We start from the raw sequence: 21,204 nt of genomic DNA on the forward strand, positions 1-21,204 counted from the left end.
TCCAGACCATGCTCCGTATTCGCTCCCTCTTTGCCGGACTCGTATGCGCATTGGCCGTAACCGCCACCGCCGCCGCAACGCCTGCACCGCGCGTGCAGTTCAAGACGTCGATGGGCAGCTTCACCGTTGAGGTGTATCCGGACAAAGCGCCCAAGACGGTCGCCAACTTCCTGCAATACGTGAAGGACGGTTTCTACAAAGGCACGATCTTCCACCGCGTGATGGACGGCTTCATGGTCCAGGGCGGCGGCCTCACAGCCGACATGAAGGAGAAGGACACCCGCCCGCCTGTCGAAAACGAGGCGAATAACGGCCTGAAGAACGACAAGTACACGATCGCCATGGCCCGCAGGATGGACCCGAACTCCGCCACCGCCCAGTTCTATGTGAACGTGGTCGACAACAACATGCTGAACTACCCTGGTCGGGACGGATTCGGCTATACCGTCTTCGGCAAGGTGGTCGACGGCACCGACACCATCGACAAAATCAAGGCTGTGGAAACCACCACGAAGGGCTCGTACGAGAACGTGCCCGTCAAGCCGATCGTGATTGAATCGGCCACCGTCGTCTCCAAATAACGCCCGAACAACGTTTTTTGCCCACCCAAGGAATTCACCATGACCCAAGTCAAGCTGCACACCAACCACGGCGACATCACCCTCGCGCTGGACGCTGAAAAGGCACCCAAGTCAGTCGCCAACTTCGTGAGCTACGTCAAGGACGGCCACTACAACGGCACCGTGTTCCACCGCGTCATCAAGGGCTTCATGATCCAGGGCGGCGGTTTCGAGCCGGGCGAGAAGATGAACCAGAAGCCCACCAAGGCCCCGATCGACAACGAAGCCAACAACGGCCTGAAGAACGAGCGCGGCGCCATTGCCATGGCACGCACCAACGACCCGCATTCGGCCACGGCCCAGTTCTTCATCAACACGGTCGACAACGACTTCCTGAACCACACCTCGCCGACGCCGCAAGGCTGGGGCTACGCCGTGTTCGGCAAAGTGACGGAAGGCATGGATGTGGTCGACAAGATCCGCTCGGTGCGCACGGGCAATCGCGGCTTCCACCAGGATGTGCCGATGGAAGACGTGATCATCGAAAGCGCTGAAGTGATCGAATGAGTGACGCAGCGCACGCCTCACAGGCCTCCGCGCTGAAGACACCGGTCCGGGTTTCCGGGCCGGTGTTTTTTATTTCGGATCTGCACCTGACGGCCAGCATGCCAGCCACCGCCGCCGCGTTCGAGCGCTTCCTGCGCACGCGTGCCCGCGAGGCCCGCACGCTCGTCATCCTGGGTGATTTCTTCGAATACTGGGTCGGCGATGAAGAGTTGGCCGATCCGTTCCACCAGCATGTCGCCAACCTGCTCGCCGAAGTAGCGAACGCCGGTACGCGCGTGCTGTTCATGCACGGCAATCGCGATTTCCTGCTCGGCAAGCGCTTCCTGGCCGCCGCGCACGCGACGCTGCTGCCCGATCCCAGCGTGCTGGAGGTCGACGATGGCGACGGCCAACGCATCGCCCTCGCCCACGGCGACGCCCTCTGCACGCGCGACGTGGCCTACATGCGCTTTCGCCACTGGACGCGCAAGCGATGGATGCAACGCATATTCCTGACGATGCCGCTGCGCTGGCGGCTGAAGATCGCGCAGAAGATGCGCGCGGAAAGCGAAGCCGGCCGGGCCATGTCCGCCAATGTCGCGGGTGAACCGCGTGCCGCTGCGATGATGGGCGACGTCGCGCCCGAAGCCGTCGATGCGCTGCTCAAGGCCGCCGACACACCCACGCTGATTCACGGCCACACGCACCGCCCGCAACTGCATCACGAGCCGAGCGGTGAGCGCTGGGTACTCTCCGACTGGGATTTCGATCATGCACAGCCGCGCGGCAGCTTTCTCAAGCTGGAAAACGGCACGCTGACAGTCGAGCAAGTGACGGCATAAACCGTCACCTGCCCGTCCTTACTTCAGCATCCGCTTCAGCTCACTCGCATCGAACGGATCGTTCGGCGAATTCTCGAGGTGCGCACCCAGGCGATCCAACGCAGAAAGAATCGACTCGACGCGCTCCTGCTGGAGTTCGCTGTGGTCAATCAAGCGCTTGAGCGCCAGCGACACCGGATCGTCCGCATCCGGCGTGATGCCGTAGGCCGAGAACTCCTGCTTGAGCGCCGACTTGGCTTCGGTGGCCGCATCACGTTCGATGATGCGTGCGGGAATGCCCACTGCCGTGGCACCCGGCGGCACCGGCTTGAGCACCACCGCATTCGACCCCACGCGCGCACCATCCCCAATGACGAAGCCGCCGAGCACCTTGGCGCCCGCGCTCACCACCACGCCCTTGCCGAGCGTGGGGTGCCGCTTGGCGCCCTTGTACAGCGACGTACCGCCGAGCGTCACGCCCTGGTAGATCGTGCAGTCATCACCGATTTCCGCCGTCTCGCCAATCACCACGCCCATGCCGTGATCGATGAACACGCGCCGGCCGATCGTCGCACCGGGGTGGATCTCAATGCCGGTCAAGAAGCGCCCCAGGTGCGAGAACCACCGCCCCATCAGCTTGAAGCCGCCGTTCCAACACGCATGCGCGACCCGATGGACGATGACAGCGTGCAGACCCGGATAGCAGGTCAGCACTTCCCAGCGGCTGCGCGCGGCCGGGTCTCGCTCCATGATGGCGGCAATATCTTCGCGAATGCGTGTGAACATCTTGGTGGTGTGGGTGGATCGTTATATCGATATGCGCGATGCGCTGAGGGCAGTGTAAGGCATTCCCTTGACCTTCTACGGCCAGGGTTTTAGCCCGACATGCATGGGGACACCGCCTCGTTTGGTCAACAACGGGCGGCTTCTCGGAGGTCAGCGACAGTCGTCGGCGGCGCCGGTGGGCGCCTTGGTCACGCCAGCGGCTTCGGCACGGCGACCAAGCATGCGCTTGGCGATCCCACGCAGGATGTTGACCTCTTCGGCCTCCAACTGCGTGCGGGCAAACAGACGCCGCAGGCGCGGCATCAGCTTCTTCGGCTGGGCCGGATCGAGAAAACCGATCTCGACGAGACCCTGCTCCAGATGTTCAAACATGCCGTCGATCTGCTCCGCCGTGGCAGGCTCGCCGACAAAGCCGACGCCTTCCATCCGGGTGTCGCCGGTGCCGGTGTCGGCCAGCAGCGCCATGCGCACTTCATACGCAATCAACTGCACCGCCTGCGACAGGTTCAGCGACGCATACGCCGGATTGGCCGGAATGTGCGTGACGACATGACAGCGCTCCACCACCTCGTTCGGCAAGCCGAAACGCTCGTTGCCGAAGACGAAAGCGACGGTCGTATCCGGCGCGGCCAGCAAGGCGGCCACCTCTTCCGCAGCGGCGCGCGGACCGATGCGGCGCGGGCCAAACTCGCGTGGGCGGGCCGTCAACGCGATCGTGAGCGACGCACCGGCCAGTGCTTCACCGATGTCGTCGACCACGCGGGCGCTGGCCAGGACGTCATCCGCGCCGCTTGCCATGGCAACAGCATCGGCGTGGGATTGGGCATCCGCCTCGCGCGGGCACACGAGTACGAAGTTGCCGGCATTCCCGAAGCCCATCGTCTTGAGCGCGCGTGCCGTGGAGCCGACATTGCCCGGATGACTGGTTTCGACCAGCACGAAACGGCAGCGCGCGGCGCGCTGGCGCAACGTTTCGGGGTCGGCTGGGGTGGGGGTTGGTATGGTTTCCGGGGCGCCGGAGGCGGGGTTCATATACAATACGGCCACTCTTTTGACGGCGGAATCTTGTCCGCCGTTCGTTCTTCCACAATTCGCTGTGTTGTTCGCCTGGGGCTAAAGACGCACCAGGCGCGGAGATCCGTCATGCATCCGATGCTCAATATCGCCGTCCGCGCTGCTCGCAAGGCCGGTACCGTCATCAATCGCGCGTCCTTCGACGTCGATAGCCTGCGCACCGAGCGCAAACAACACAACGATTTCGTCACCGAAGTCGATCGCGCGGCTGAAGCCGCGATCATCGAAGTCATCAAGACTGCCTACCCCGATCACGCGATTCTAGCGGAAGAGTCCGGCCAATCCTGGGCCGACGGCGAAACCGTCAGCGAAAACGTCTGGGTGATCGACCCGCTGGACGGCACCACCAACTTCATCCACGGCTTCCCGCAGTACGGCGTATCGATTGCGCTGATGCAGCGTGGCGTGGTCACGCAAGCCGTGGTGTACGACCCGACGCGCGACGAGCTTTTCACCGCCACCAAGGGCGGCGGCGCGTTCCTGAACAACCGCCGCATCCGCGTCACGCGCCGCGATAAGCTGGCCGACTGCCTGATCGGCACGGGCTTCCCCTACCGCGACATGGCAGGTCTGTACGACTACACGCGCCTGTTCGCCACCATGACCGAAAACTGCGCCGGCCTGCGTCGCCCGGGCGCCGCCGCGCTGGACCTCGCCTACGTGGCCTGCGGCCGACTCGACGGCTTCTTCGAGCAAGGCCTGAGCAAGTGGGACATGGCCGCCGGCTCGCTGCTGGTGACCGAAGCCGGTGGCCTGGTGGGCAACTACACCGGTGAATCGGGCTATCTGGACCAGGGCGAGATCCTGGCCGGCAACCCCAAGGCGTTCGTGCAGATGATCAAGATCACGTCGCCGTTCTCGCGGTCGAAGGCGGAGGCTTAATAGCCGTCTTGCCCAAAGAAAAAGCCCGCATCGCGCGGGCTTTTTTGTTGCCGCGTCGCAGCCTTGAACACGGGAATTCTGACACTCCCCCTGACACTCTCGACCGGCCCGACACGCTCCTCGTAAATGGAGCGTCTTACTCCACCTTCGGACCTCGAAGCTCCATGAGTGGACCTTTTAGCTCCACCGTCGGAGCTCTGAGCTCCATGCATGGACCTTCTTTGCTCCACGCCTGGATCTCCGAGCTCCGAGAGCAGACCTTTTTTCTCCACCGTCGGACCTCCAAGCTCCATGCATGGACCTTTTAACTTGGCGCTCGCCCCCTTGCGGCCGGCAAGTGGAGCGCTGAGGTCGGACCGCGCTGGCGACAAACCCTCGCTTGCCGCACGGGTTTTGCTGGCCGCGCCCGTCCGTCACAATGCGCCTGATCTTTCACGCTCAGCCGACCGCAGACAATGAAAACCGCCCTCGCCCTGCGTCACGTTCCATTCGAGCACCTCGGCCTGCTGCAGCCGCTGCTCCACGCACGCGGCTACACGGTGCGCACGGTGGACGTTGGTGTGCAGCCCGTACCGACAACCGACATCGCCACCGCCGATCTGGTCATCGTGCTCGGTGGCCCGATCGGGGCGTATGACGATGAGACCTACCCTTTCGTGCGCGACGAAGCTGAAGCGATTGCCCAGCGCCTGGCCGCGCGCAAGCCGCTGCTGGGCATCTGTCTGGGCGCGCAGTTGATGGCGCGTGCGCTGGGCGCATCGGTCAAGCCGATGGGTGTGAAGGAGATCGGCTTTGCACCCATCACGCTCACGGCTGCGGGCCAGGATTCGCCGCTTGCACCCTTGGCCGATGGCACACCGGTGCTGCATTGGCATGGCGATCGGTATGACCTCCCGCCCGGCGCGCAGCGGCTTGCCTCCACGGCCACCTGCGCGGAGCAGGCCTTCGCCATCGGCCACCACGCGCTGGGGCTGCAATTCCATCTGGAAGCGAATCTGGATGAACTGGAGGCCTGGTTGATCGGCCATGCCGCAGAGCTCGGCGCAGCGGGTATCGACCCGCGCGTGCTGCGGGCTCAGGCGCCTGCCGTGGCGCAGCGCTTGTCGCAGCGCGCGGGGGACGTGTTCACCGCCTGGCTGGATCGCGCGGAGGCCGCTTGACGCTCCCCACACCCATCCGCATCGACGCCATCCTCACGGGGCGCGCTGTTGACTACACACGCCCGGGCTCACGCAGCGCCATCGATAAGCGTCCGGTGTCCGACGCAGTGGAAATTGGCATCAACGGCATCGTTGGTGATGAGCAAGGCGACCTGCGCGTGCATGGCGGCCCCGACAAGGCGATCCACCACTATCCGTTCGACCATTACGCGGCGTGGCAGGCGGACATCGGTGCAGGCAGCGGTGCCGGAACTGGAGCGCAAGCGGTGCTCGCGCAACCCGGCGCCTTTGGCGAGAACCTGAGCACCGTCGGCATCACCGAAGCCGATGTCTGCGTGGGTGATCGCTTGCGTGCGGGCAGTGTGGTGCTGGAGGTGTCACAACTGCGCCAGCCGTGCTGGAAACTCAACGACCGCTTTGGCACACGCGACATGGCGCGCCGGGTGCAACACACGGGGCGCACGGGCTGGTACTACCGGGTCTTGGAAGGTGGCACGCTGCGCGCGGGCGATACGCTCGAATGGCTCGAACGCCCCTGGCCGCAGTGGTCGCTGGCGCGCGTGCTGGATGTGCTCTATCGCAACATGCTGGACCGCGCCGCGCTGGAAGCCATGCTGGCGCTGCCGCTCACGCCGTCGTGGCGCAAGCTGGTGGAAGGCCGGCTTGCGCGCGGCGAGGTGGAAAGCTGGGCCAAGCGGATCGATGGCCCAGCGCTGGACGCCTGATTAGGGCCTGTCCCCATCTGCAACGTGCGCACGTTGACTCGAGCAGGGGCCAGATGCGCGAAGGACGCCGCCGCAAAGGGGCGCTCCCTTTGCAAGGCGTGCCGACAAAGCAGATGGCTCCTGCTCGGGTCAACCCGGAGGGCAATGGGAATTTGGGCCGCATGGCGTCGTTGCGACCAGCTTGCTTAGCCGGCTAAGCGGCGCTGTCCACGCCTAGCCCTGCAGCCCAAATTCCCGTTGCGTGCGCACGTTCCAGATCGGAACAGGCCCTAAAACGTTTCCCAGTCGGAATCGTCGCCCGCAGCCACCAGCGGCTTGGCCTTGACGAGGCTTGCCGGCACCGCGGCGGGCGCTTTCTCGGAAGCTTTCTCGGCCGGTTTGCTGGCCGGCTGGTCTTCACGCTTGCTCAATACGGGCGCCTTGCGCGATGTCAGCTTGGGCTTGGCCGCACCGGGGCTCGGCTTGGCGGGCTGGCGACGCGGCGTGTCGGCCTTGGCGACAACTGGCGCGACCGGGGCAGCTGGGGCCACCGGTGCAACGGTCGGCGCCACCCTCGTCACCGGTGCGGGCGTCGCGCGCAGCGCATCGGCATGCAAGCGGAATTGCGCCACGATCTGCGTGAGGCTCACGGCCTGCTCTTCCAGTGATTGCGCAGCGGCGGCAGCTTGCTCCACCAGCGCGGCGTTCTGCTGCGTGGCATCGTCCAACTGCGTCACGGCGTGGCTGACTTCTTCGATGCCCGAGCGCTGCTCCTGGCTGGCCGACGAGATCTCGCCCACGATATCGGTCACGCGCTTCACGCTGGCCACCACTTCGCGCATGGTCTCGCCCGCCTCTTCCACCAGCACGCTGCCGGCGTTGACGTTGGCCACGGAGTCGTCGATCAACCCCTTGATCTCCTTGGCCGCTGCCGCGCTGCGCTGCGCGAGGCTGCGCACCTCGCCGGCCACGACGGCAAAGCCGCGGCCCTGCTCGCCTGCGCGCGCCGCTTCCACAGCGGCATTCAGGGCGAGGATGTTGGTCTGGAACGCAATGCCATCGATCACGCCGATGATGTCGACGATCTTGCGCGACGACGCGTTGATCGAGCCCATCGTCTCCACCACGCGCGTCACCACATCGCCGCCGCGCACGGCCACATCCGAGGCGGACACGGCGAGTTGGTTGGCCTGCTGCGCGTTGTCGGCGTTCTGCTGCACGGTCGACATGAGCTGTTCCATGGCCGAGGCCGTTTCTTCCAGCGAACTCGCCTGCTGCTCGGTGCGCGAGGAAAGATCCAGGTTGCCGCTAGCGATTTCACGCGTGGCGGTGCCGATGGTGTCCGACGCGCCCTTGATGCTGCCAATGGTCTGCACCAGCGCGCCACGCATGCGGCCCATGGCGTAGAGCAGGCTGTGGCGGTCGTCCGGGCGGGTGGCAATGTCGACCGTGAGGTCGCCGCCAGCAATGCGGTTGGCCACCTCGGCCGCGTATGCCGGGTCACCGCCCAGCGTGTTCTGCAGACTCCGGTTGGTCGCTGTGCCGAGCGCAAGCAGCACCATGCCGACCAGCGCCAGCAAGCCGCCGGTCTGGTACAGCGACGTCATGAACGCCGCGTTGATGTCGTCCATGTAGACGCCGGTCGAGAAGACCCAGTCCCACGGCTCGTAGCGCAGGGCAAACGCTGTCTTGGGCACGGGCTCCGTCCCGCCCACCTTGGGCCAGACGTAGCTATGGAACCCACCATTGGGATTCCGGCCGGCGCTGGTCAGGCCAACGTACACCGCGTTGCCTTGTGCATCCTTGAAGCCGGACTGATCCTTGCCGATGAACTCCGGCTTGATCGGGTGCATCACCACCACGTTGTTGGAGTTGGTGATGGTGAAGTAGCCGTCCTTGTCGTAGCGCAGGGCCTTGAAGCGGTCGATTGCCTGCTTCTGCGCTTCTTCCTTGGTGATGGCGCCGCTCTTGGCCAGCTCGTCGTACTGCTTGGCGAGATTCACGGCCATGGTGCTGACGCTCACCAAGCTGTTCTTGCGCTCTTCTATGCGAATCGCGCGGGCCTGGTACGCATTGACCACCGAGATCAACGTCAATGCGATCAGGCTGACGATCAGCGGCAGCCAGAGCTTTTGACGGAAGCTGAGCTTGCTCATTCCAGAGTCTCCGGAGTGGGAGGCACCCTGCGCGAAGTGCGCAAAGCGTCTCTCCATTGGTTTTAGAGTTCCGGAAGGTGTATCGGCAACACGCTCAACAATCTTGAGCCGCCGGCCGTCGCTGGCGGTCAGCTTTCGGAGGGTGCCTCCCCTTTAAGTTGATCTGGATCAATCCCAGGCCGGTGCGATGCCCGATGGGTTGGCAATGCGCTCGCCCCGGTCCAACTCGGCAATACGCGCCATGTCGGCATCGGTCAGGCGCAAGGTGCTGGCGACCAGGTTGCTTTCGAGGTTGGCGCGCCGGGTGGACGACGGAATGACCGAATAGCCCTGCTGCAACGCCCAGGCCAGCGCCACCTGTGCGGGCGTCGCACCGTGCGCCCGAGCGATGTCGGCGATGACCGGATCGGCCAGCACCTTCCCCACGCCCAGCGTCATATAGGAAGTGATGTGGACGCCCTGCTCCCGCGCAAAGGCCGCGACCTTGCGGTTCTGCAGATACGGATGCAGTTCGATCTGGTTGGTGGCGAGGTTGTCTGCCCCCACGATGCCGATGGCCTCCTTGAGGAGCGACACGGTGAAATTCGACACGCCCAGCGCGCGCGTCAGCCCTTGCCGCTTGGCTTCAGCCAGCGCACCGAGGTATTCGGCCATCGGCACCTCGCCCTGCGGCGACGGCCAGTGGATCAGCGTCAGGTCCACCTGCTCGGTCCGCAGCTTGGCGAGACTGTCCTTCAAGCTGGGGATCAGCTTGTCGGCTGCAAAGTTGCTGACCCAGATCTTGGTGGTCAGGAAGAGGTCGTTGCGGGCCACCCCCGATTGCGCGATGGCCTGGCCGACTTCGGCCTCGTTCTCATAGATTTGCGCGGTATCGATGGCGCGGTAGCCGAGTTCCAGCGCAGTGCGCACGGAGTCGATCACGGTCTGGCCCTTCAGGCGGAAGGTGCCCACGCCAAAGACGGGCACGTTGAAAGCGTTGGTCATTGCGTTGTCCTTTGTCTTGAAGAAGGAGGGGGTCAGTGAGCGGCTGGCATCGGGCCATCAAAGCGCGGGCCGACGCCATTGCGGCGGTCCAGCACACCGCTCCATATCGTCAGGCCCAGCGACACCAGCACCACCAGTGCGCCAATCCACGGCGTATGCATCAGGCCCAGATGCGTGACAATCAGCCCGCCCGCCCATGCCGCGCCGGCAATGCCGAGGTTGAAGGCCGCAATGTTCAGGCCCGACGCCACATCCACGGCTTGCGGGGTATAGCGCTCCGCCTGCTTGACCACATACACCTGCAGCCCCGGCACGTTGCCGAACGCCACCGCGCCCCACAGCAGCACCGTCGCCACGGCCGTCCACGGATGATGCGCCGTGAGTGTGAACAGAAACAGCACCGCCGCCAGCAGCGCAAAGATGATCTGCAGGGCAACAATCGGCCCCTTGCGATCAGCCAGGCGACCGCCCCACAGGTTGCCCACCGCCACCGACACACCATAGACGAGCATCACCCAGCCCACTGCCCCAGCGCTGAAGCCAGCTACGTCTTGCAGAATCGGCGCGAGGAACGTGAACGGGATGAACGAGCCGCCGTAGCCGATGGCGGTCTTGGCATACACCATCAGCAGACGCGGCTGCGCCAGCACCCTGGCCTGCTGCATCAGCGACGCCGGTGCCGATTGCGCGAGTTTGCGCGGCACGAACAGCAGGCTGCCGACAAAGGCGATCGCCCCCAGCGCCGACACCGCCAGGAAGGTCTCGCGCCAGCCGAAGTGCTGGCCGATGAAGGTGCCCAGCGGCACGCCCGTCACCAGCGCCACCGTCAGCCCCGTGAACATGATGGCGATGGCGCTCGCGGCCTTTTCTTTCGGCACCAGGTTCGTGGCGATGGTCGACCCAATCGAGAAGAACACCCCGTGTGCCAGCCCCGTCAGCACGCGCGCCAGTACCAGCGATTCATACGTGGGCGCACGCCACGCCAGCAGGTTGCCCAGCGTGAACAGCGCCATCAACGACAGCAGCAGCGTCTTGCGCGGCAGCCGACCGGTCAGCGCGGTCAACACCGGCGCGCCCACCGCCACGCCCAACGCATACAGGCTCACCAGCAACCCGGCAGACGGCAGCGTGATGCTCAAATCCGCCGCCACCGTGGGAATCAGGCCAACGATGACGAACTCCGTCGTCCCGATGGCAAACGCGCTCAGGGTGAGCGCAAACAACGCAATAGGCATGGTGCCCTCCGTTCAATCGATGACCGGAGTGTGGGCGCGCGCGTCTTTGCAAAAAACCCCGTGTTGTGCAGAATACTTTTGACTGGAAATTGATAATCGACGATGAAGACGACGCTCGAAGAACTGCTGGCCTTCCGCACCGTGGTGGATACCGGCTCCGTCACGGCCGCCGCCGAACAGCTCGGCCAGACGGTATCGGGCGTGAGCCGCGCACTGCGGCGGCTGGAAGAGAAGCTGGAAACCACCCTGCTCTCGCGCACCACGCGCCGTTTGGCGCTCACCGACGAAGGCACTGCCTTCCTGGCCCGCGCGCGGGAAATTCTTGCGGCTGTGGATGAAGCCGAAGAGCAGATCGCCCTGCGCCGCCAACAGCCCGCGGGGCGCTTGCGCGTGAACGCCGCCATGCCATTCATGCTGCACGTGATCGCCCCGCTGGTGCCGGACTTCCGCGCACAGTTTCCGCAGATCGACCTGGAGCTGAACACCAACGACCTGATCATCGATCTGCTGGAGGAAGACACCGATGTCGCCATTCGCATCGGCACGCTGCGCGACTCCACGCTGCGCGCGCGGCTGCTCGGCACGCGGCGGCTGCGTGTACTCGCCAGCCCGGCCTATCTGAAGGCACATGGCCGGCCGCGCAGCGTCAGCGATCTGCACAAGCACGCACTGCTCGGCTTCGTGCAGCCCGAATCGCTGAACCACTGGCCCCTGCGCGGTCCACACGGCGATCGCCTGCACATTGAACCCACGCTCAAAGCCTCCAGCGGCGAAACCCTGCGGCAACTGGCCTTGCAAGGCGCCGGCATCGTCTGCCTGGCGGATTTCATGACGGCGGAAGACCGGCGCGCAGGCGATCTCGTGCAAGTGCTGCCTGACGCTACGGTCGAGGTGCAACAGCCTATTCACGCGGTCTACTACCGCAATACGCAGCTTGCCTCGCGCATTGCGTGCTTTCTCGACTATCTGGAAGCGCGACTCGCGAGCAGCGCGGCAGACGATGTGCGGTGAAAGCGCATCGCGGGTATGCAACAATTGCGCGATTCCACACCTTCCGCGCGCGACCGATCGATCGCGCCGCGCCTGAGTACCCATTTGCACCGCATGGCTGAACAGTCCGCCGCTCCGGCTCTGGAGATCGACCCGAAATACGGCCCCTTGGACAAGCACACCCCGATGATGCAGCAATATTTGCGGCTCAAATCGGGGCATCCGCACACGCTTGTCTTCTATCGCATGGGCGACTTCTACGAGCTCTTCTTTGAAGACGCCGAGAAGGCCGCCCGCCTGCTCGACATCACGCTCACCGCGCGCGGCAGCTCCAACGGGCAGCCGATCCGCATGGCGGGCATCCCCTTCCACGCGGTGGAGCAATACCTCGCCAAGCTGGTCAAGCTGGGCGAATCGGTTGCCATCTGCGAACAGATCGGTGACCCGGCCACCACCAAGGGCCCCGTTGAGCGCAAGGTCGTGCGCGTTGTCACGCCCGGCACGCTGACGGATGCCGCACTGCTCTCCGACAAGGTCGACAACCACCTGCTGGCCATCGCGCAACTGCCGGGCAAGCGTGGTGTTGCACCGCTGATCGGGCTGGCATGGCTGAACCTCGTTGGCGGCGAGCTGCGCGTGATGGAATGCAGCCCCGACCAGCTCGATCGCGAGCTCGAGCGCATCCGCCCCGCCGAAGTGCTGGCCGACGACGCCACCTTGAACGCCATCCAGGCCGACGTAGCGCGCACGCGCCTGCCCGATTGGCACTTTGACGTGGAAGCCGGCGCACGCCGCCTGCGTGAACAACTGGGCGTGGCAAGCCTCGTCGCCTTCGGCGCGGAAACCCTGACGGCTGCCCTCGCCGCCGCCGGTGCGCTGCTGAACTACGCGGCCGCCACGCAAGGCCAGTCGCTGCGCCACGTGATCGGCTTGACGGTCGAACACGAGAGCGAATTCATCGGCCTGGACACCGCCACGCGCCGCAATCTGGAACTGACCGAGACGCTGCGCGGGCAGGAATCCCCCACGCTGTTCTCGCTGCTCGACACATGTGCCACCAGCATGGGCAGCCGCTTGCTGCGTCACTGGCTGCACCACCCGCTGCGGGATCGCGCGATACCGCAAGCGCGCCAACAGGCCATCGAAGTGCTGCTCGGCAGCGACTGGCAAACGCTGCGGGCAACGCTGCGCACGTTGTCGGATGTGGAGCGCATTACCGGTCAACTGGCGTTGCTGTCGGCACGCCCGCGCGATCTGTCGTCGCTGCGCGATACGCTCGCGCGCCTGCCGGAGATCCGCGAAGAGTTGCCGCAGAGCGATGCCGCTCCATTGCTGACAGAGTTGTATGCCGCGCTCACGCTGCCTGAGGATGCCCACGCTCTGCTCCAGCGCGCCGTCATGGCGGAGCCGGCTGCCATGGTGCGCGACGGCGGCGTCATCGCCCGCGGCTACGATGCCGATCTGGATGAGCTGCGCGATATTTCCGAAAACTGCGGCCAGTTCCTCGTCGACCTGGAAGCCCGCGAGCGCGAGCGCACCGGCATCGCCAACCTGCGCGTGGAATACAACCGCGTGCATGGCTTCTACATCGAAGTCACCAACGGCCAGGCCGCCAAGGTGCCCGACGACTACCGCCGTCGCCAGACGCTCAAGAACGCCGAGCGCTACATCACGCCCGAGCTGAAGGCGTTTGAAGACAAGGCGCTCTCCGCACAGGATCGCGCGTTGTCGCGCGAAAAGGTGCTCTACGAAGATCTGCTCCAGAAGCTGCTGCCGCATCTGGCCGAGTTCAAGCGCATCGCCGCTGCGCTGGCGCAGGCCGACGTGCTCGCTGCACTGGCAGAGCGTGCGCACGCGCTGTCGTGGGCACGCCCGACGTTGACGGACACACCTGGCATTGAGTTGACGCGCGCGCGGCATCCGGTGGTCGAACAGCAGGTCGAACAGTTCGTCGCCAACGACTGCGTCTTGCAGGACACCCGCAAGCTGCTGCTCATCACGGGCCCGAATATGGGCGGTAAATCGACCTTCATGCGCCAGACCGCATTGGTCGTGCTGCTCGCTTACGTGGGCGCCTTCGTGCCGGCGGAGGCCGCCACCATCGGCCCGATCGATCGCATCTTCACGCGCATCGGCGCGGCGGATGATCTGGCGGGCGGGCGTTCAACGTTCATGGTCGAAATGACCGAGGCCGCTGCCATCCTGCACCGCGCCACGCCCAACAGCCTGGTGCTGATGGACGAAATCGGGCGCGGCACGAGCACCTTCGACGGCCTGGCGCTCGCCTGGGCGATTGCGCGCCACCTGCTGTCGCACAACCGCAGCCACACGCTGTTCGCCACGCACTACTTTGAACTGACGCAATTGCCGCAGGAGTTTGCGCAGGCGGCCAATGTGCACCTCTCCGCTGTGGAACACGGCGACGGCATTGTCTTTCTGCATGCCGTGCAGGAAGGCCCGGCGAGCCAGAGCTACGGCCTGCAGGTTGCGCAACTGGCAGGCGTGCCGCAGCCCGTCATCCGCGCCGCGCGCAAGCGCCTCGCATGGCTGGAGCAGCATTCCGCGGACACGGGCGCCACACCGCAGCTCGACCTGTTCGCCCTCGCCGCCCTCCCCGACGACATGCCCATCGAAGACGAAGACGACGCCCCAGCCGAGCCGCCCAACAGCGCGCTCGCGGATGCCCTCGCCGGCATCGACCCCGATGATCTGACGCCGCGCGAAGCCCTCGATGCGCTGTATCGGCTCAAGGCGCTGTCGAACCCGCCTACCTGATGAAGCGCCTCGGGCTGGTGCCTCGCTCGCTGCAATGCCTCGCCATCGCACTGGCCCTGCTGGCGGGCGGCGCGGTGCACGCTGCATCTGCAAACCGGGCAGGCGCAGCGAATGGATTCAGCTTCGCCGTCATCGGCAACGTGCCCGAACGCGCGGAGGATGTCGGCGCCGCGCGTACCTTGCTCGATGCGATTGACGCCGAGCACCCGGCCTTCGTCGTCCACCTGGGCAACCTCAAGGGCCGCGATGAATCGTGCGCCGATACGCTGCTGGAAGCGCGCCATGATCTGCTCGACAGCCTGATCTCGCCCGTCGTCTACATCCCCGGCGACCACGACTGGAGCGATTGCCAGCGCCCCGCCGCCGGTGGTTTCGACCCCATCGAGCGGCTGCTGCGCGTGCGCGAACTGTTCTACCCCGATGACAACACGCTCGGCCAGCGCACCATGAAGGTGATGCGCCAGTCCGACCAGGCCAAGTTCCGCAGCTATCGCGAAAACACGCGGTGGGAAAGCGGCGGCGTGCTGTTCGTCACCCTCAACGTGCCGGGTGACAACAACAACTACAAGGCCGCCGGCGGCCGCAACGGCGAATATGAAGACCGCCTGGAAGCCAACCGCCAATGGCTGACACGCGCCTTCACGGTTGCCCGCCAGCACAAACTGGCCGGCGTGGTGATCATGATGCAGGCCGATCCGCTGTTCGAAGATGGCTGGGAGCGGCGTCGCGCGCCGAACCTGCTCGATGGACTGCTGCGCCGGCGTCCACACGATGGCTATCTCGGACTCAAGCGCCAATTGCGCGCCCTCACGCGTGAATACGATGGTGCAGTCTTGCTCATCCATGGCGCCAGCCAGACGTTCATCCTCGACCGCCCGCTCAAGGATGAGGACGGGCGCCCCGATCCGCACGTCATGCGCGCGCGCACGTATGGCTCGCCGGTACTCGATCGTTGGCTGGAGGTATCCGTCACGCCCGGCCGCACGCCGCTTTTTCACATCCGCAGCCGACGTACCGACAACACCCCTGCCCCGGCACCAGAAATCACTCCGGCGCCGATGCAATGAAAAACGGGAGCCGAAGCTCCCGTTCTCATATGCGCGTCAGACGATCAATGCAGCGTGTGCGGCTTGTCGTCGTCTTCGTCCTCATCCACCACTTCGAGGCCGTTTTCGCCGTGCACGTGGCCGTGCTCGATCTCTTCAGCCGTGGCTTCACGCACGTCCGTCACCTTCAGCTCAAAGCGCAGCGCCATGCCGGCCAGCGGATGATTGCCGTCCAGCACCACCTTGTCTTCCGCCACATCCGTGACGGTGTAGACGATGGCATCTTCCTCGTCGCCATCTTCAGGCACACCTTCGAACTGCATGCCCACTTCAAGCGGCTCGGGAAAGCGGTCCCGCGGCTCGATCTTGATCAGTTCCTGATCGTAATCACCGAAAGCATCGTCCGGCTCGAGCTGGAGCTTCGTCTCGAAGCCTTGCTCATGGCCGTCCAGCGCTTCCTCGATCTTGGGGAACGTGCCATCATAGCCGCCGTGCAAATACACCATCGGCTCATCGGATTCCTCGATGACGTTGCCCTGCGCGTCGGACAGTTTGTAAGCCACCGACACCACCGTATTCTTCGCGATTTTCAATTGCGCACTCCATGAACGAAGTCTCATTATACGCTGCCGATGGCGGCGTCCAAGGCAGTGTCCAAACTGCGCTTCCAGTGAGTCAGCCCGCACAGTTGCTGGGCGGCTTGTCGCCACGCGAATTCATGCGCACGCACTGGCAGAAAAAACCTCTGCTGATCCGGCAAGCACTCTCGCCTGAAGAGATGCGTGCGCTGCACTTTCCGCTGTCTCCCGAGCGCGTGCTGGCGCTGGCCGAACGCCCTGATGTGGAATCGCGCCTGATCGCGCAATCGCGTGGGCGGTGGTCATTCAATCACGGCCCCTTCGACGAGCGCCCCCTGCCCTCGCGCAAGACGCGCAACTGGTCGGTGCTCGTGCAGGGCGCGAATCTTGTCGAACCCGCCGTCGAAGCGCTCATGCAGCGCTTTCGCTTTATCCCAGACGCACGACTCGACGATGTGATGATCAGTTTCGCCACCGACGGCGGCGGCGTCGGCCCGCACTTCGATTCGTACGACGTGTTCCTGCTGCAGGCCCATGGCAAACGTCGCTGGCGGATTTCCGCGCAAGACGATCTCACCCTCGTGCCGGATCTGCCGCTGAAGATCCTCGCCAACTTCCAGCCCGAAGAAGAATTCGTACTGGAACCCGGCGACATGCTGTACCTGCCTCCGCACTACGCGCACGACGGTGTGGCCGAGGGTGATTGCATGACGTACTCGATCGGATTCCGCTCACCGGCGTACCGCGAGCTCGCGGGCCACTTCCTCGGGTTCCTGTCGCAAACGCTGGAAGACGACCCCAACTTCGAGGGCCGCTACGCCGACCCGGATCAGAAACCCACGGAGCACCCCGGCGAACTGCCGGCCGCCATGGTCAAGGCTCTCGCGCAAAAGCTGAACGCGCTGCGCTGGACGCCAGAGCTGGTCGGCGAATTCCTCGGTGCTTATCTGTCCGAGCCCAAGGATCACGTGGACTTCGTGACGCAGCCGCGGCTGCCGCTGGCCCGCTTCACTGCGCGCGCGCGCAAGGAAGGCATCGTGCTCGACGCTCGCACGCAAGCGCTGTATGACACTCAACGCTTCTGGATCAATGGCGACACGTTCGAGCCATCAGGAACATTGCTTGCGTGGCTCTCCGCATTGGCAGACCACCGCCGTGCGAGTGCGGCGTCGGTCGACGCGGCCGCCGACCTGCCTGATCTGATGGACACACTGCACGCCTGGTATGAAGAAGGCTGGTTGCGGTTGGCAGGCCCAGCACCACGCTGAATCCCGTTGAAACACATGGTTACAAAAGCGCGGAACTCGAGCGTGCGTCAGGCCCCACTCAGCTACACAGGGTAGTCAAACGCCGCTATAATCCGGCGTTAGCTTGCTGCCAAGGCGCCCCTGTGCGAGTTGGCAGTTGGCATAGAAGAAGTCGTACCAGAGCGATAATTACCGGTAATTATTCATCGCCCTTTCTGTTGTTCGCTTTCCATATTCAGTTTAAGGATCGAAAAAATGAAAAAGTCTCTCCTGATCGCCTCGCTGATGGCTGCTGTGGCTCTGGCTGCTTGCGGTAAGAAGGAAGAAGCCGCTGCTCCGGCTGCTGCTCCGGAAGCTTCGGCTCCGGCCGCTGCTGCTTCGGCTCCGGCTGCTGCCGCTTCGGACGCTGCTGCTGCTCCGGCTGCTGCCGCTTCGGACGCTGCTGCTTCGGCTCCGGCTGCCGCTGCTTCGGACGCTGCTGCTTCGGCTCCGGCTGCTAAGCAATAATCGCGTTTCTCGCGAGACAAAAAAGCCGACCTTCGGGTCGGCTTTTTTCATGGGCGTGCGCTAGACAACATCTCGATCGCCCGGTTGCCAGTTCAAGTTGTTTCTGAATCTTACAAGACAAGCAAAGCGCCGCTTATACGGTGCGCCAGGGTAGCCCTTCTTCCTGATCCGCGATCGGCACATCGTTGACATCAATGCCGAGCGCAATCGCAATGGCCTCGCCGGCTAGCAACGGCGTGTTGTTCTGCTTGGACAGGTGCGCTGCCACCACCGTATGCAAGGCGTCGTGCCGAACACGCGTGAGGATCGCGGTGGCAATGTCGTTGGCCAGGTGCCCAAAATCCCCGCCGATGCGCTGCTTCAATGACCACGGATACGGCGAATTGGCCAGCATCTCGCGGTCGTGATTGCACTCCAGCACGAGCGCGTGCAGGCCTTCCAGATGCGCGCACAGATATTCCGTCGACATGCCCGCATCCGTCAGCACACCCAGGTGTCGCGCGCCGTCGTTGAAGACAAACTGCAGAGGCTCGCGCGCATCGTGCGGCACCGTGTAAGGCGAGATCTGCAGGTCACCAACACTAAACACGTCGTCGGCTCGGCAGAAGCGCACGGCGGCGCGATCGGCACCGCGCAATTTTTCCGTCGCGCGATAGGTGCCGTGGCTGGTCCAAACGGGGATGTTGAATTTGGCGGCAACGGCGTAGGCGCTGCCGACATGATCGCCGTGCTCGTGCGTGACGAGAATGGCGTTGAGAGACTCCGGTGCACAGCCAAGACGCTCCAGCCGGTGCACGGTTTCGCGAATGCCGAATCCGCAGTCGAGCAGGATGCGCGTGCACGTCGTTCCATCGGAGGACTCGACGAGCAGCGCATTCCCTTCACTGCCGCTGCCAAGGCTGGCGAATCGTAGGGTCATCGCTCAGCCCACACAGCAGCGGTACTGCATCACGCTGATCAGCGCAGTTGCTCGTCGAGCAGCGACAGAATGCGCTTGCCGATGTCGCCAGTCTGCGCAGAGCCGTCGTCGTTCTGCACGAGAACAGTCGACGCATTGCCAGCATCCTTGACCACCACGCGGTAGCGCTTGGCACGCTTGAGGTCTTCGATCTTCGTGCCCGAGAACAGACGCGAGAAGAAGCCCGGTGCGTTGGCTTCGGCCTTGGTATCGGCGTAGCGCACGAAGTACACGCCTTGCGCGCGATCGCGATCGTCCACGGTGAAGTTCACGCGATCCAGGGCCAGACCCACGGTACGCCATGCGCGGTCGAATGGCTCTGGCACGTTCAGCACCGGCTGTCCATTTGCCTGCGCCAGCAGCGACGGTCCGGCAACGCGTGCGGCCTGGACACCTTCCGTCGCCTTTCCGCCCGTTTCCACCGGATGTGCCGCCTGCGTTTGCGCGAGCTTCTGCTGCGCGGCGTCCTTGCTGGCGCCCAGACGCTGCATCAGGCGCGAGAGGAATTCGGCTTCCAACTCGGGATCCGCCGGACGCGGCGTCCACACGGTCTGGTCCTTGGATGAACCGACCAGTTGTTCCTGCGCGCCACGGTGCGAGATATAGACCTCCACCGTGCCGTTCGGGCCCTTCTCGATACGAGTGCGAAACTTGTCGCGCTCACCCGTCGAATACAGGCCATCGAACACCTTGCCAATCGTCCGGCGGAGGATGTCCTGCGGAATCTTGGCGCGGTTCTCAGCCCAGTCGGTCTCCATGATGCCGGTCTCTGGCGAGTCGATCACCAGCAGGAAACCAAGCTCCTGCCAGTACGTGCGCAGTTGCGGCCAGAGCGCATCGGGGGTGGTCTTGACGACCAGCCAGCGTTGGTTGCCATCGCGCTCGATACGCATGTCGGACACGGCGGGCAGCACGTTGTCCGTGCCCGAACCCGGCGTGGTGACCTTCGGCGCCGTCGACGTATAGGCCGACAACGTGGTCGTGCCCGTGTCCGGCGCAGCATAACGGCGATCCGCCTGAACGCTGGTCAGGTCGGGCGGAATTTCCAGCGTCGGGCCCTTCTTGGCCTGCGATTTGTAATCGATGCGATCCGGCTGCATCACCTCATTGACGGTATCGCAACCGGAAATCAGGGCAACCGACAGCGCGGCCAGCAACAGATGAGCAGACGTCGCCACAGCCCCGCGACGGGTTTGGTGCAGTTTCATTGACTTGCGATCCTTCAAACGAGAACGATGGCTTGAATAACCAAGGAAGAGCCGTTGAACATCAGGAGAGCAGCCCGGCATCCTTCAGGGATGCGCGCACGACCTCGTGATACTGGGGTGCCAGCGGGGTCAACGGCAGGCGAATGCCGCCTCCCATCTTGCCCATGGCCTGGAGGGCCCATTTGACGGGAATCGGGTTCGATTCCACGAACAGGTTCTTATGCACCGACAGCAGTTGCATATGGATGCGGCGGGCCGTTTCCACGTCGCCGCGCATGGCAGCGGCACACAGTTCGTGCATGGCGCGCGGCGCCACGTTGGCCGTCACGGAGATATTGCCGTGACCGCCCAGCAGCATCAGCGCGATGGCGGTCGGGTCATCCCCGCTGTAGATCTTGAACGAGGCCGGCGCGCCCTTGATGAGCTGCGCGGCACGGTCGATGTTGCCGGTGGCTTCCTTCACGCCGATGATGCCCGGCACATCGGCCAGACGCAGCATGGTCTCGACCGTCATATCGGCCACGGTACGGCCCGGCACGTTGTACAAAATGACCGGCAGGTCCACCGATTCGGCGACCTTGCGGAAGTGCAAATACATGCCTTCCTGCGTCGGCTTGTTGTAGTACGGCACGACCTGCAGCGAGGCATCCGCACCGACTTGCTTGGCGTAGGCCGTCAGTTCGACCGCCTCGGTGGTGGAATTGCCGCCGGTGCCGGCGATGATCGGCACGCGCTTGTTGGCCTGCTCGACCGCCACGCGGATCAGCTCACGGTGCTCTTCCACCGACACGGTCGGGGATTCACCGCTGGTGCCGACGATAACGATGCCGTCGGTGCCCTCGGCGATATGCCAATCGATCAGCTTGCGCAGCGACGGGAAATCAAGGCTGCCGTCCTCGTGCATGGGCGTGACGATGGCGACGAGACTGCCGGAAATCTGGGTCATGGTTTCGAAAGCAGACAAAAGCGTGAACGTAAACAGTCGGA

Annotated in this window: 20 protein-coding genes; 11 read left to right on the top strand and 9 right to left on the bottom strand. The window is 64.3% G+C overall.

Annotation, left to right across the window (positions count from 1 at the left end; all coding sequences use genetic code 11):
- Nucleotides 1-8 precede the first annotated feature (8 nt).
- Genes ACS7SF_RS02405 through ACS7SF_RS02415 form a run of 3 tightly spaced genes read left to right on the top strand, consistent with a single transcriptional unit; the run spans nucleotide 9 to nucleotide 1,948 of the window.
- Entirely contained in the window at nucleotides 9-581 is a 573-nt protein-coding gene (locus tag ACS7SF_RS02405; RefSeq protein ID WP_439891517.1) for a peptidylprolyl isomerase, read from the top strand.
- A gap of 39 nt (nucleotides 582-620) precedes the next feature.
- Nucleotides 621-1,127, top strand: coding sequence for a peptidylprolyl isomerase (locus ACS7SF_RS02410; RefSeq protein ID WP_027677677.1), 507 nt, complete (start codon nucleotides 621-623; stop codon nucleotides 1,125-1,127).
- Nucleotides 1,124-1,948 (top strand): UDP-2,3-diacylglucosamine diphosphatase, encoded by an 825-nt coding sequence (locus tag ACS7SF_RS02415; protein WP_439891518.1) that lies wholly within the window; start codon nucleotides 1,124-1,126, stop codon nucleotides 1,946-1,948. The genes ACS7SF_RS02410 and ACS7SF_RS02415 overlap by 4 nt, the downstream gene beginning before the upstream one ends.
- An 18-nt stretch (nucleotides 1,949-1,966) precedes the next feature.
- Here the strand turns inward: ACS7SF_RS02415 and cysE are convergent, their stop codons facing one another.
- Nucleotides 1,967-2,713, bottom strand: a complete 747-nt coding sequence (gene cysE / locus ACS7SF_RS02420) for a serine O-acetyltransferase (protein WP_439891519.1) — start codon at nucleotides 2,711-2,713, stop codon at nucleotides 1,967-1,969.
- A gap of 150 nt (nucleotides 2,714-2,863) precedes the next feature.
- Nucleotides 2,864-3,745, bottom strand: coding sequence for an RNA methyltransferase (locus tag ACS7SF_RS02425; protein WP_439891520.1), 882 nt, complete (start codon nucleotides 3,743-3,745; stop codon nucleotides 2,864-2,866).
- 111 nt (nucleotides 3,746-3,856) lie between these two features.
- Between ACS7SF_RS02425 and ACS7SF_RS02430 the strand changes: the two genes are divergently transcribed.
- From ACS7SF_RS02430 to ACS7SF_RS02440, 3 genes are all read left to right on the top strand, one after another.
- Nucleotides 3,857-4,669 carry an inositol monophosphatase family protein gene (locus ACS7SF_RS02430; RefSeq protein ID WP_426393839.1) on the top strand — a complete coding sequence of 271 codons (813 nt, stop codon included), beginning with the start codon at nucleotides 3,857-3,859 and terminating at the stop codon, nucleotides 4,667-4,669.
- A gap of 455 nt (nucleotides 4,670-5,124) precedes the next feature.
- Nucleotides 5,125-5,829, top strand: coding sequence for a glutamine amidotransferase (locus ACS7SF_RS02435; protein ID WP_439891521.1), 705 nt, complete (start codon nucleotides 5,125-5,127; stop codon nucleotides 5,827-5,829).
- Nucleotides 5,826-6,554: an MOSC domain-containing protein gene (locus tag ACS7SF_RS02440; protein WP_439891522.1), complete on the top strand. Its 729-nt coding sequence runs from the start codon at nucleotides 5,826-5,828 to the stop codon at nucleotides 6,552-6,554. The genes ACS7SF_RS02435 and ACS7SF_RS02440 overlap by 4 nt, the downstream gene beginning before the upstream one ends.
- A 269-nt stretch (nucleotides 6,555-6,823) precedes the next feature.
- Here the strand turns inward: ACS7SF_RS02440 and ACS7SF_RS02445 are convergent, their stop codons facing one another.
- From ACS7SF_RS02445 to ACS7SF_RS02455, 3 genes are all read right to left on the bottom strand, one after another.
- Nucleotides 6,824-8,689: a methyl-accepting chemotaxis protein gene (locus tag ACS7SF_RS02445; RefSeq protein WP_439891523.1), complete on the bottom strand. Its 1,866-nt coding sequence runs from the start codon at nucleotides 8,687-8,689 to the stop codon at nucleotides 6,824-6,826.
- A 168-nt stretch (nucleotides 8,690-8,857) separates the two neighbouring features.
- Nucleotides 8,858-9,673 (bottom strand): 2,5-didehydrogluconate reductase DkgB, encoded by an 816-nt coding sequence (dkgB, locus tag ACS7SF_RS02450; protein WP_439891524.1) that lies wholly within the window; start codon nucleotides 9,671-9,673, stop codon nucleotides 8,858-8,860.
- 32 nt (nucleotides 9,674-9,705) lie between these two features.
- Nucleotides 9,706-10,908 carry an MFS transporter gene (locus ACS7SF_RS02455; protein ID WP_439891525.1) on the bottom strand — a complete coding sequence of 401 codons (1,203 nt, stop codon included), beginning with the start codon at nucleotides 10,906-10,908 and terminating at the stop codon, nucleotides 9,706-9,708.
- 102 nt (nucleotides 10,909-11,010) lie between these two features.
- On the opposite strand from ACS7SF_RS02455, the gene ACS7SF_RS02460 reads away from it, so the two are divergent.
- The 3 genes from ACS7SF_RS02460 (at nucleotide 11,011) to ACS7SF_RS02470 (ending at nucleotide 15,740) form a co-directional block, all read left to right on the top strand.
- Nucleotides 11,011-11,919 (top strand): LysR substrate-binding domain-containing protein, encoded by a 909-nt coding sequence (locus ACS7SF_RS02460; RefSeq protein ID WP_439891526.1) that lies wholly within the window; start codon nucleotides 11,011-11,013, stop codon nucleotides 11,917-11,919.
- A gap of 93 nt (nucleotides 11,920-12,012) precedes the next feature.
- Nucleotides 12,013-14,673: a DNA mismatch repair protein MutS gene (mutS, locus tag ACS7SF_RS02465; RefSeq protein ID WP_439891527.1), complete on the top strand. Its 2,661-nt coding sequence runs from the start codon at nucleotides 12,013-12,015 to the stop codon at nucleotides 14,671-14,673.
- Nucleotides 14,673-15,740 carry a hypothetical protein gene (locus ACS7SF_RS02470; protein ID WP_439891528.1) on the top strand — a complete coding sequence of 356 codons (1,068 nt, stop codon included), beginning with the start codon at nucleotides 14,673-14,675 and terminating at the stop codon, nucleotides 15,738-15,740. The genes mutS and ACS7SF_RS02470 overlap by 1 nt, the downstream gene beginning before the upstream one ends.
- 44 nt (nucleotides 15,741-15,784) lie before the next feature.
- Here ACS7SF_RS02470 and ACS7SF_RS02475 read toward each other — a convergent pair whose 3' ends face one another.
- A complete protein-coding gene (locus ACS7SF_RS02475; RefSeq protein WP_252678826.1) occupies nucleotides 15,785-16,312 on the bottom strand; it encodes an FKBP-type peptidyl-prolyl cis-trans isomerase in 528 nt (175 codons plus the stop codon).
- 11 nt (nucleotides 16,313-16,323) lie between these two features.
- Here ACS7SF_RS02475 and ACS7SF_RS02480 point away from each other — a divergent pair, with 11 nt between their 5' ends.
- Together ACS7SF_RS02480 and ACS7SF_RS02485 are read left to right on the top strand one after the other, a co-directional pair.
- On the top strand, nucleotides 16,324-17,565 hold the full coding sequence (locus ACS7SF_RS02480) for a ribosomal protein uL16 3-hydroxylase (RefSeq protein ID WP_439891529.1): 1,242 nt from the start codon (nucleotides 16,324-16,326) through the stop codon (nucleotides 17,563-17,565).
- Between the two features lie 234 nt (nucleotides 17,566-17,799).
- On the top strand, nucleotides 17,800-18,051 hold the full coding sequence (locus tag ACS7SF_RS02485; protein WP_439891530.1) for a hypothetical protein: 252 nt from the start codon (nucleotides 17,800-17,802) through the stop codon (nucleotides 18,049-18,051).
- 133 nt (nucleotides 18,052-18,184) lie between these two features.
- On the opposite strand, the gene ACS7SF_RS02490 is transcribed toward ACS7SF_RS02485, so the two are convergent.
- The 3 genes from ACS7SF_RS02490 to dapA form a co-directional block, all read right to left on the bottom strand.
- Nucleotides 18,185-18,970 (bottom strand): MBL fold metallo-hydrolase, encoded by a 786-nt coding sequence (locus ACS7SF_RS02490; protein ID WP_439891531.1) that lies wholly within the window; start codon nucleotides 18,968-18,970, stop codon nucleotides 18,185-18,187.
- 38 nt (nucleotides 18,971-19,008) lie between these two features.
- The gene (bamC, locus tag ACS7SF_RS02495) at nucleotides 19,009-20,217 is read right to left on the bottom strand and encodes an outer membrane protein assembly factor BamC (protein WP_439891532.1); all 1,209 of its coding nucleotides are present in this window, start codon (nucleotides 20,215-20,217) and stop codon (nucleotides 19,009-19,011) included.
- Nucleotides 20,218-20,278: 61 nt separating this feature from the next.
- Entirely contained in the window at nucleotides 20,279-21,163 is an 885-nt protein-coding gene (dapA, locus tag ACS7SF_RS02500; RefSeq protein WP_439891533.1) for a 4-hydroxy-tetrahydrodipicolinate synthase, read from the bottom strand.
- Nucleotides 21,164-21,204: the final 41 nt, after the last annotated feature.

Source organism: Ralstonia sp. 25C, from assembly GCF_051904805.1.
Classification (GTDB): domain Bacteria; phylum Pseudomonadota; class Gammaproteobacteria; order Burkholderiales; family Burkholderiaceae; genus Ralstonia.

What these genes read in the sequence shown, in the direction of transcription:
- mutS (WP_439891527.1), top strand. Translation starts at nt 12,013, where the DNA reads ATGGCTGAACAGTCCGCCGCTCCGGCTCTGGAGATCGACCCGAAATAC.
- ACS7SF_RS02435 (WP_439891521.1), top strand. Translation starts at nt 5,125, where the DNA reads ATGAAAACCGCCCTCGCCCTGCGTCACGTTCCATTCGAGCACCTCGGC.
- ACS7SF_RS02430 (WP_426393839.1), top strand. Translation starts at nt 3,857, where the DNA reads ATGCATCCGATGCTCAATATCGCCGTCCGCGCTGCTCGCAAGGCCGGT.
- bamC (WP_439891532.1), bottom strand. Translation starts at nt 20,217, where the DNA reads ATGAAACTGCACCAAACCCGTCGCGGGGCTGTGGCGACGTCTGCTCAT.
- ACS7SF_RS02460 (WP_439891526.1), top strand. Translation starts at nt 11,011, where the DNA reads ATGAAGACGACGCTCGAAGAACTGCTGGCCTTCCGCACCGTGGTGGAT.
- cysE (WP_439891519.1), bottom strand. Translation starts at nt 2,713, where the DNA reads ATGTTCACACGCATTCGCGAAGATATTGCCGCCATCATGGAGCGAGAC.
- dapA (WP_439891533.1), bottom strand. Translation starts at nt 21,163, where the DNA reads ATGACCCAGATTTCCGGCAGTCTCGTCGCCATCGTCACGCCCATGCAC.
- ACS7SF_RS02415 (WP_439891518.1), top strand. Translation starts at nt 1,124, where the DNA reads ATGAGTGACGCAGCGCACGCCTCACAGGCCTCCGCGCTGAAGACACCG.
- ACS7SF_RS02490 (WP_439891531.1), bottom strand. Translation starts at nt 18,970, where the DNA reads ATGACCCTACGATTCGCCAGCCTTGGCAGCGGCAGTGAAGGGAATGCG.
- ACS7SF_RS02445 (WP_439891523.1), bottom strand. Translation starts at nt 8,689, where the DNA reads ATGAGCAAGCTCAGCTTCCGTCAAAAGCTCTGGCTGCCGCTGATCGTC.
- ACS7SF_RS02485 (WP_439891530.1), top strand. Translation starts at nt 17,800, where the DNA reads ATGAAAAAGTCTCTCCTGATCGCCTCGCTGATGGCTGCTGTGGCTCTG.
- ACS7SF_RS02405 (WP_439891517.1), top strand. Translation starts at nt 9, where the DNA reads ATGCTCCGTATTCGCTCCCTCTTTGCCGGACTCGTATGCGCATTGGCC.
- dkgB (WP_439891524.1), bottom strand. Translation starts at nt 9,673, where the DNA reads ATGACCAACGCTTTCAACGTGCCCGTCTTTGGCGTGGGCACCTTCCGC.
- ACS7SF_RS02425 (WP_439891520.1), bottom strand. Translation starts at nt 3,745, where the DNA reads ATGAACCCCGCCTCCGGCGCCCCGGAAACCATACCAACCCCCACCCCA.
- ACS7SF_RS02410 (WP_027677677.1), top strand. Translation starts at nt 621, where the DNA reads ATGACCCAAGTCAAGCTGCACACCAACCACGGCGACATCACCCTCGCG.
- ACS7SF_RS02455 (WP_439891525.1), bottom strand. Translation starts at nt 10,908, where the DNA reads ATGCCTATTGCGTTGTTTGCGCTCACCCTGAGCGCGTTTGCCATCGGG.
- ACS7SF_RS02470 (WP_439891528.1), top strand. Translation starts at nt 14,673, where the DNA reads ATGAAGCGCCTCGGGCTGGTGCCTCGCTCGCTGCAATGCCTCGCCATC.
- ACS7SF_RS02480 (WP_439891529.1), top strand. Translation starts at nt 16,324, where the DNA reads ATGAACGAAGTCTCATTATACGCTGCCGATGGCGGCGTCCAAGGCAGT.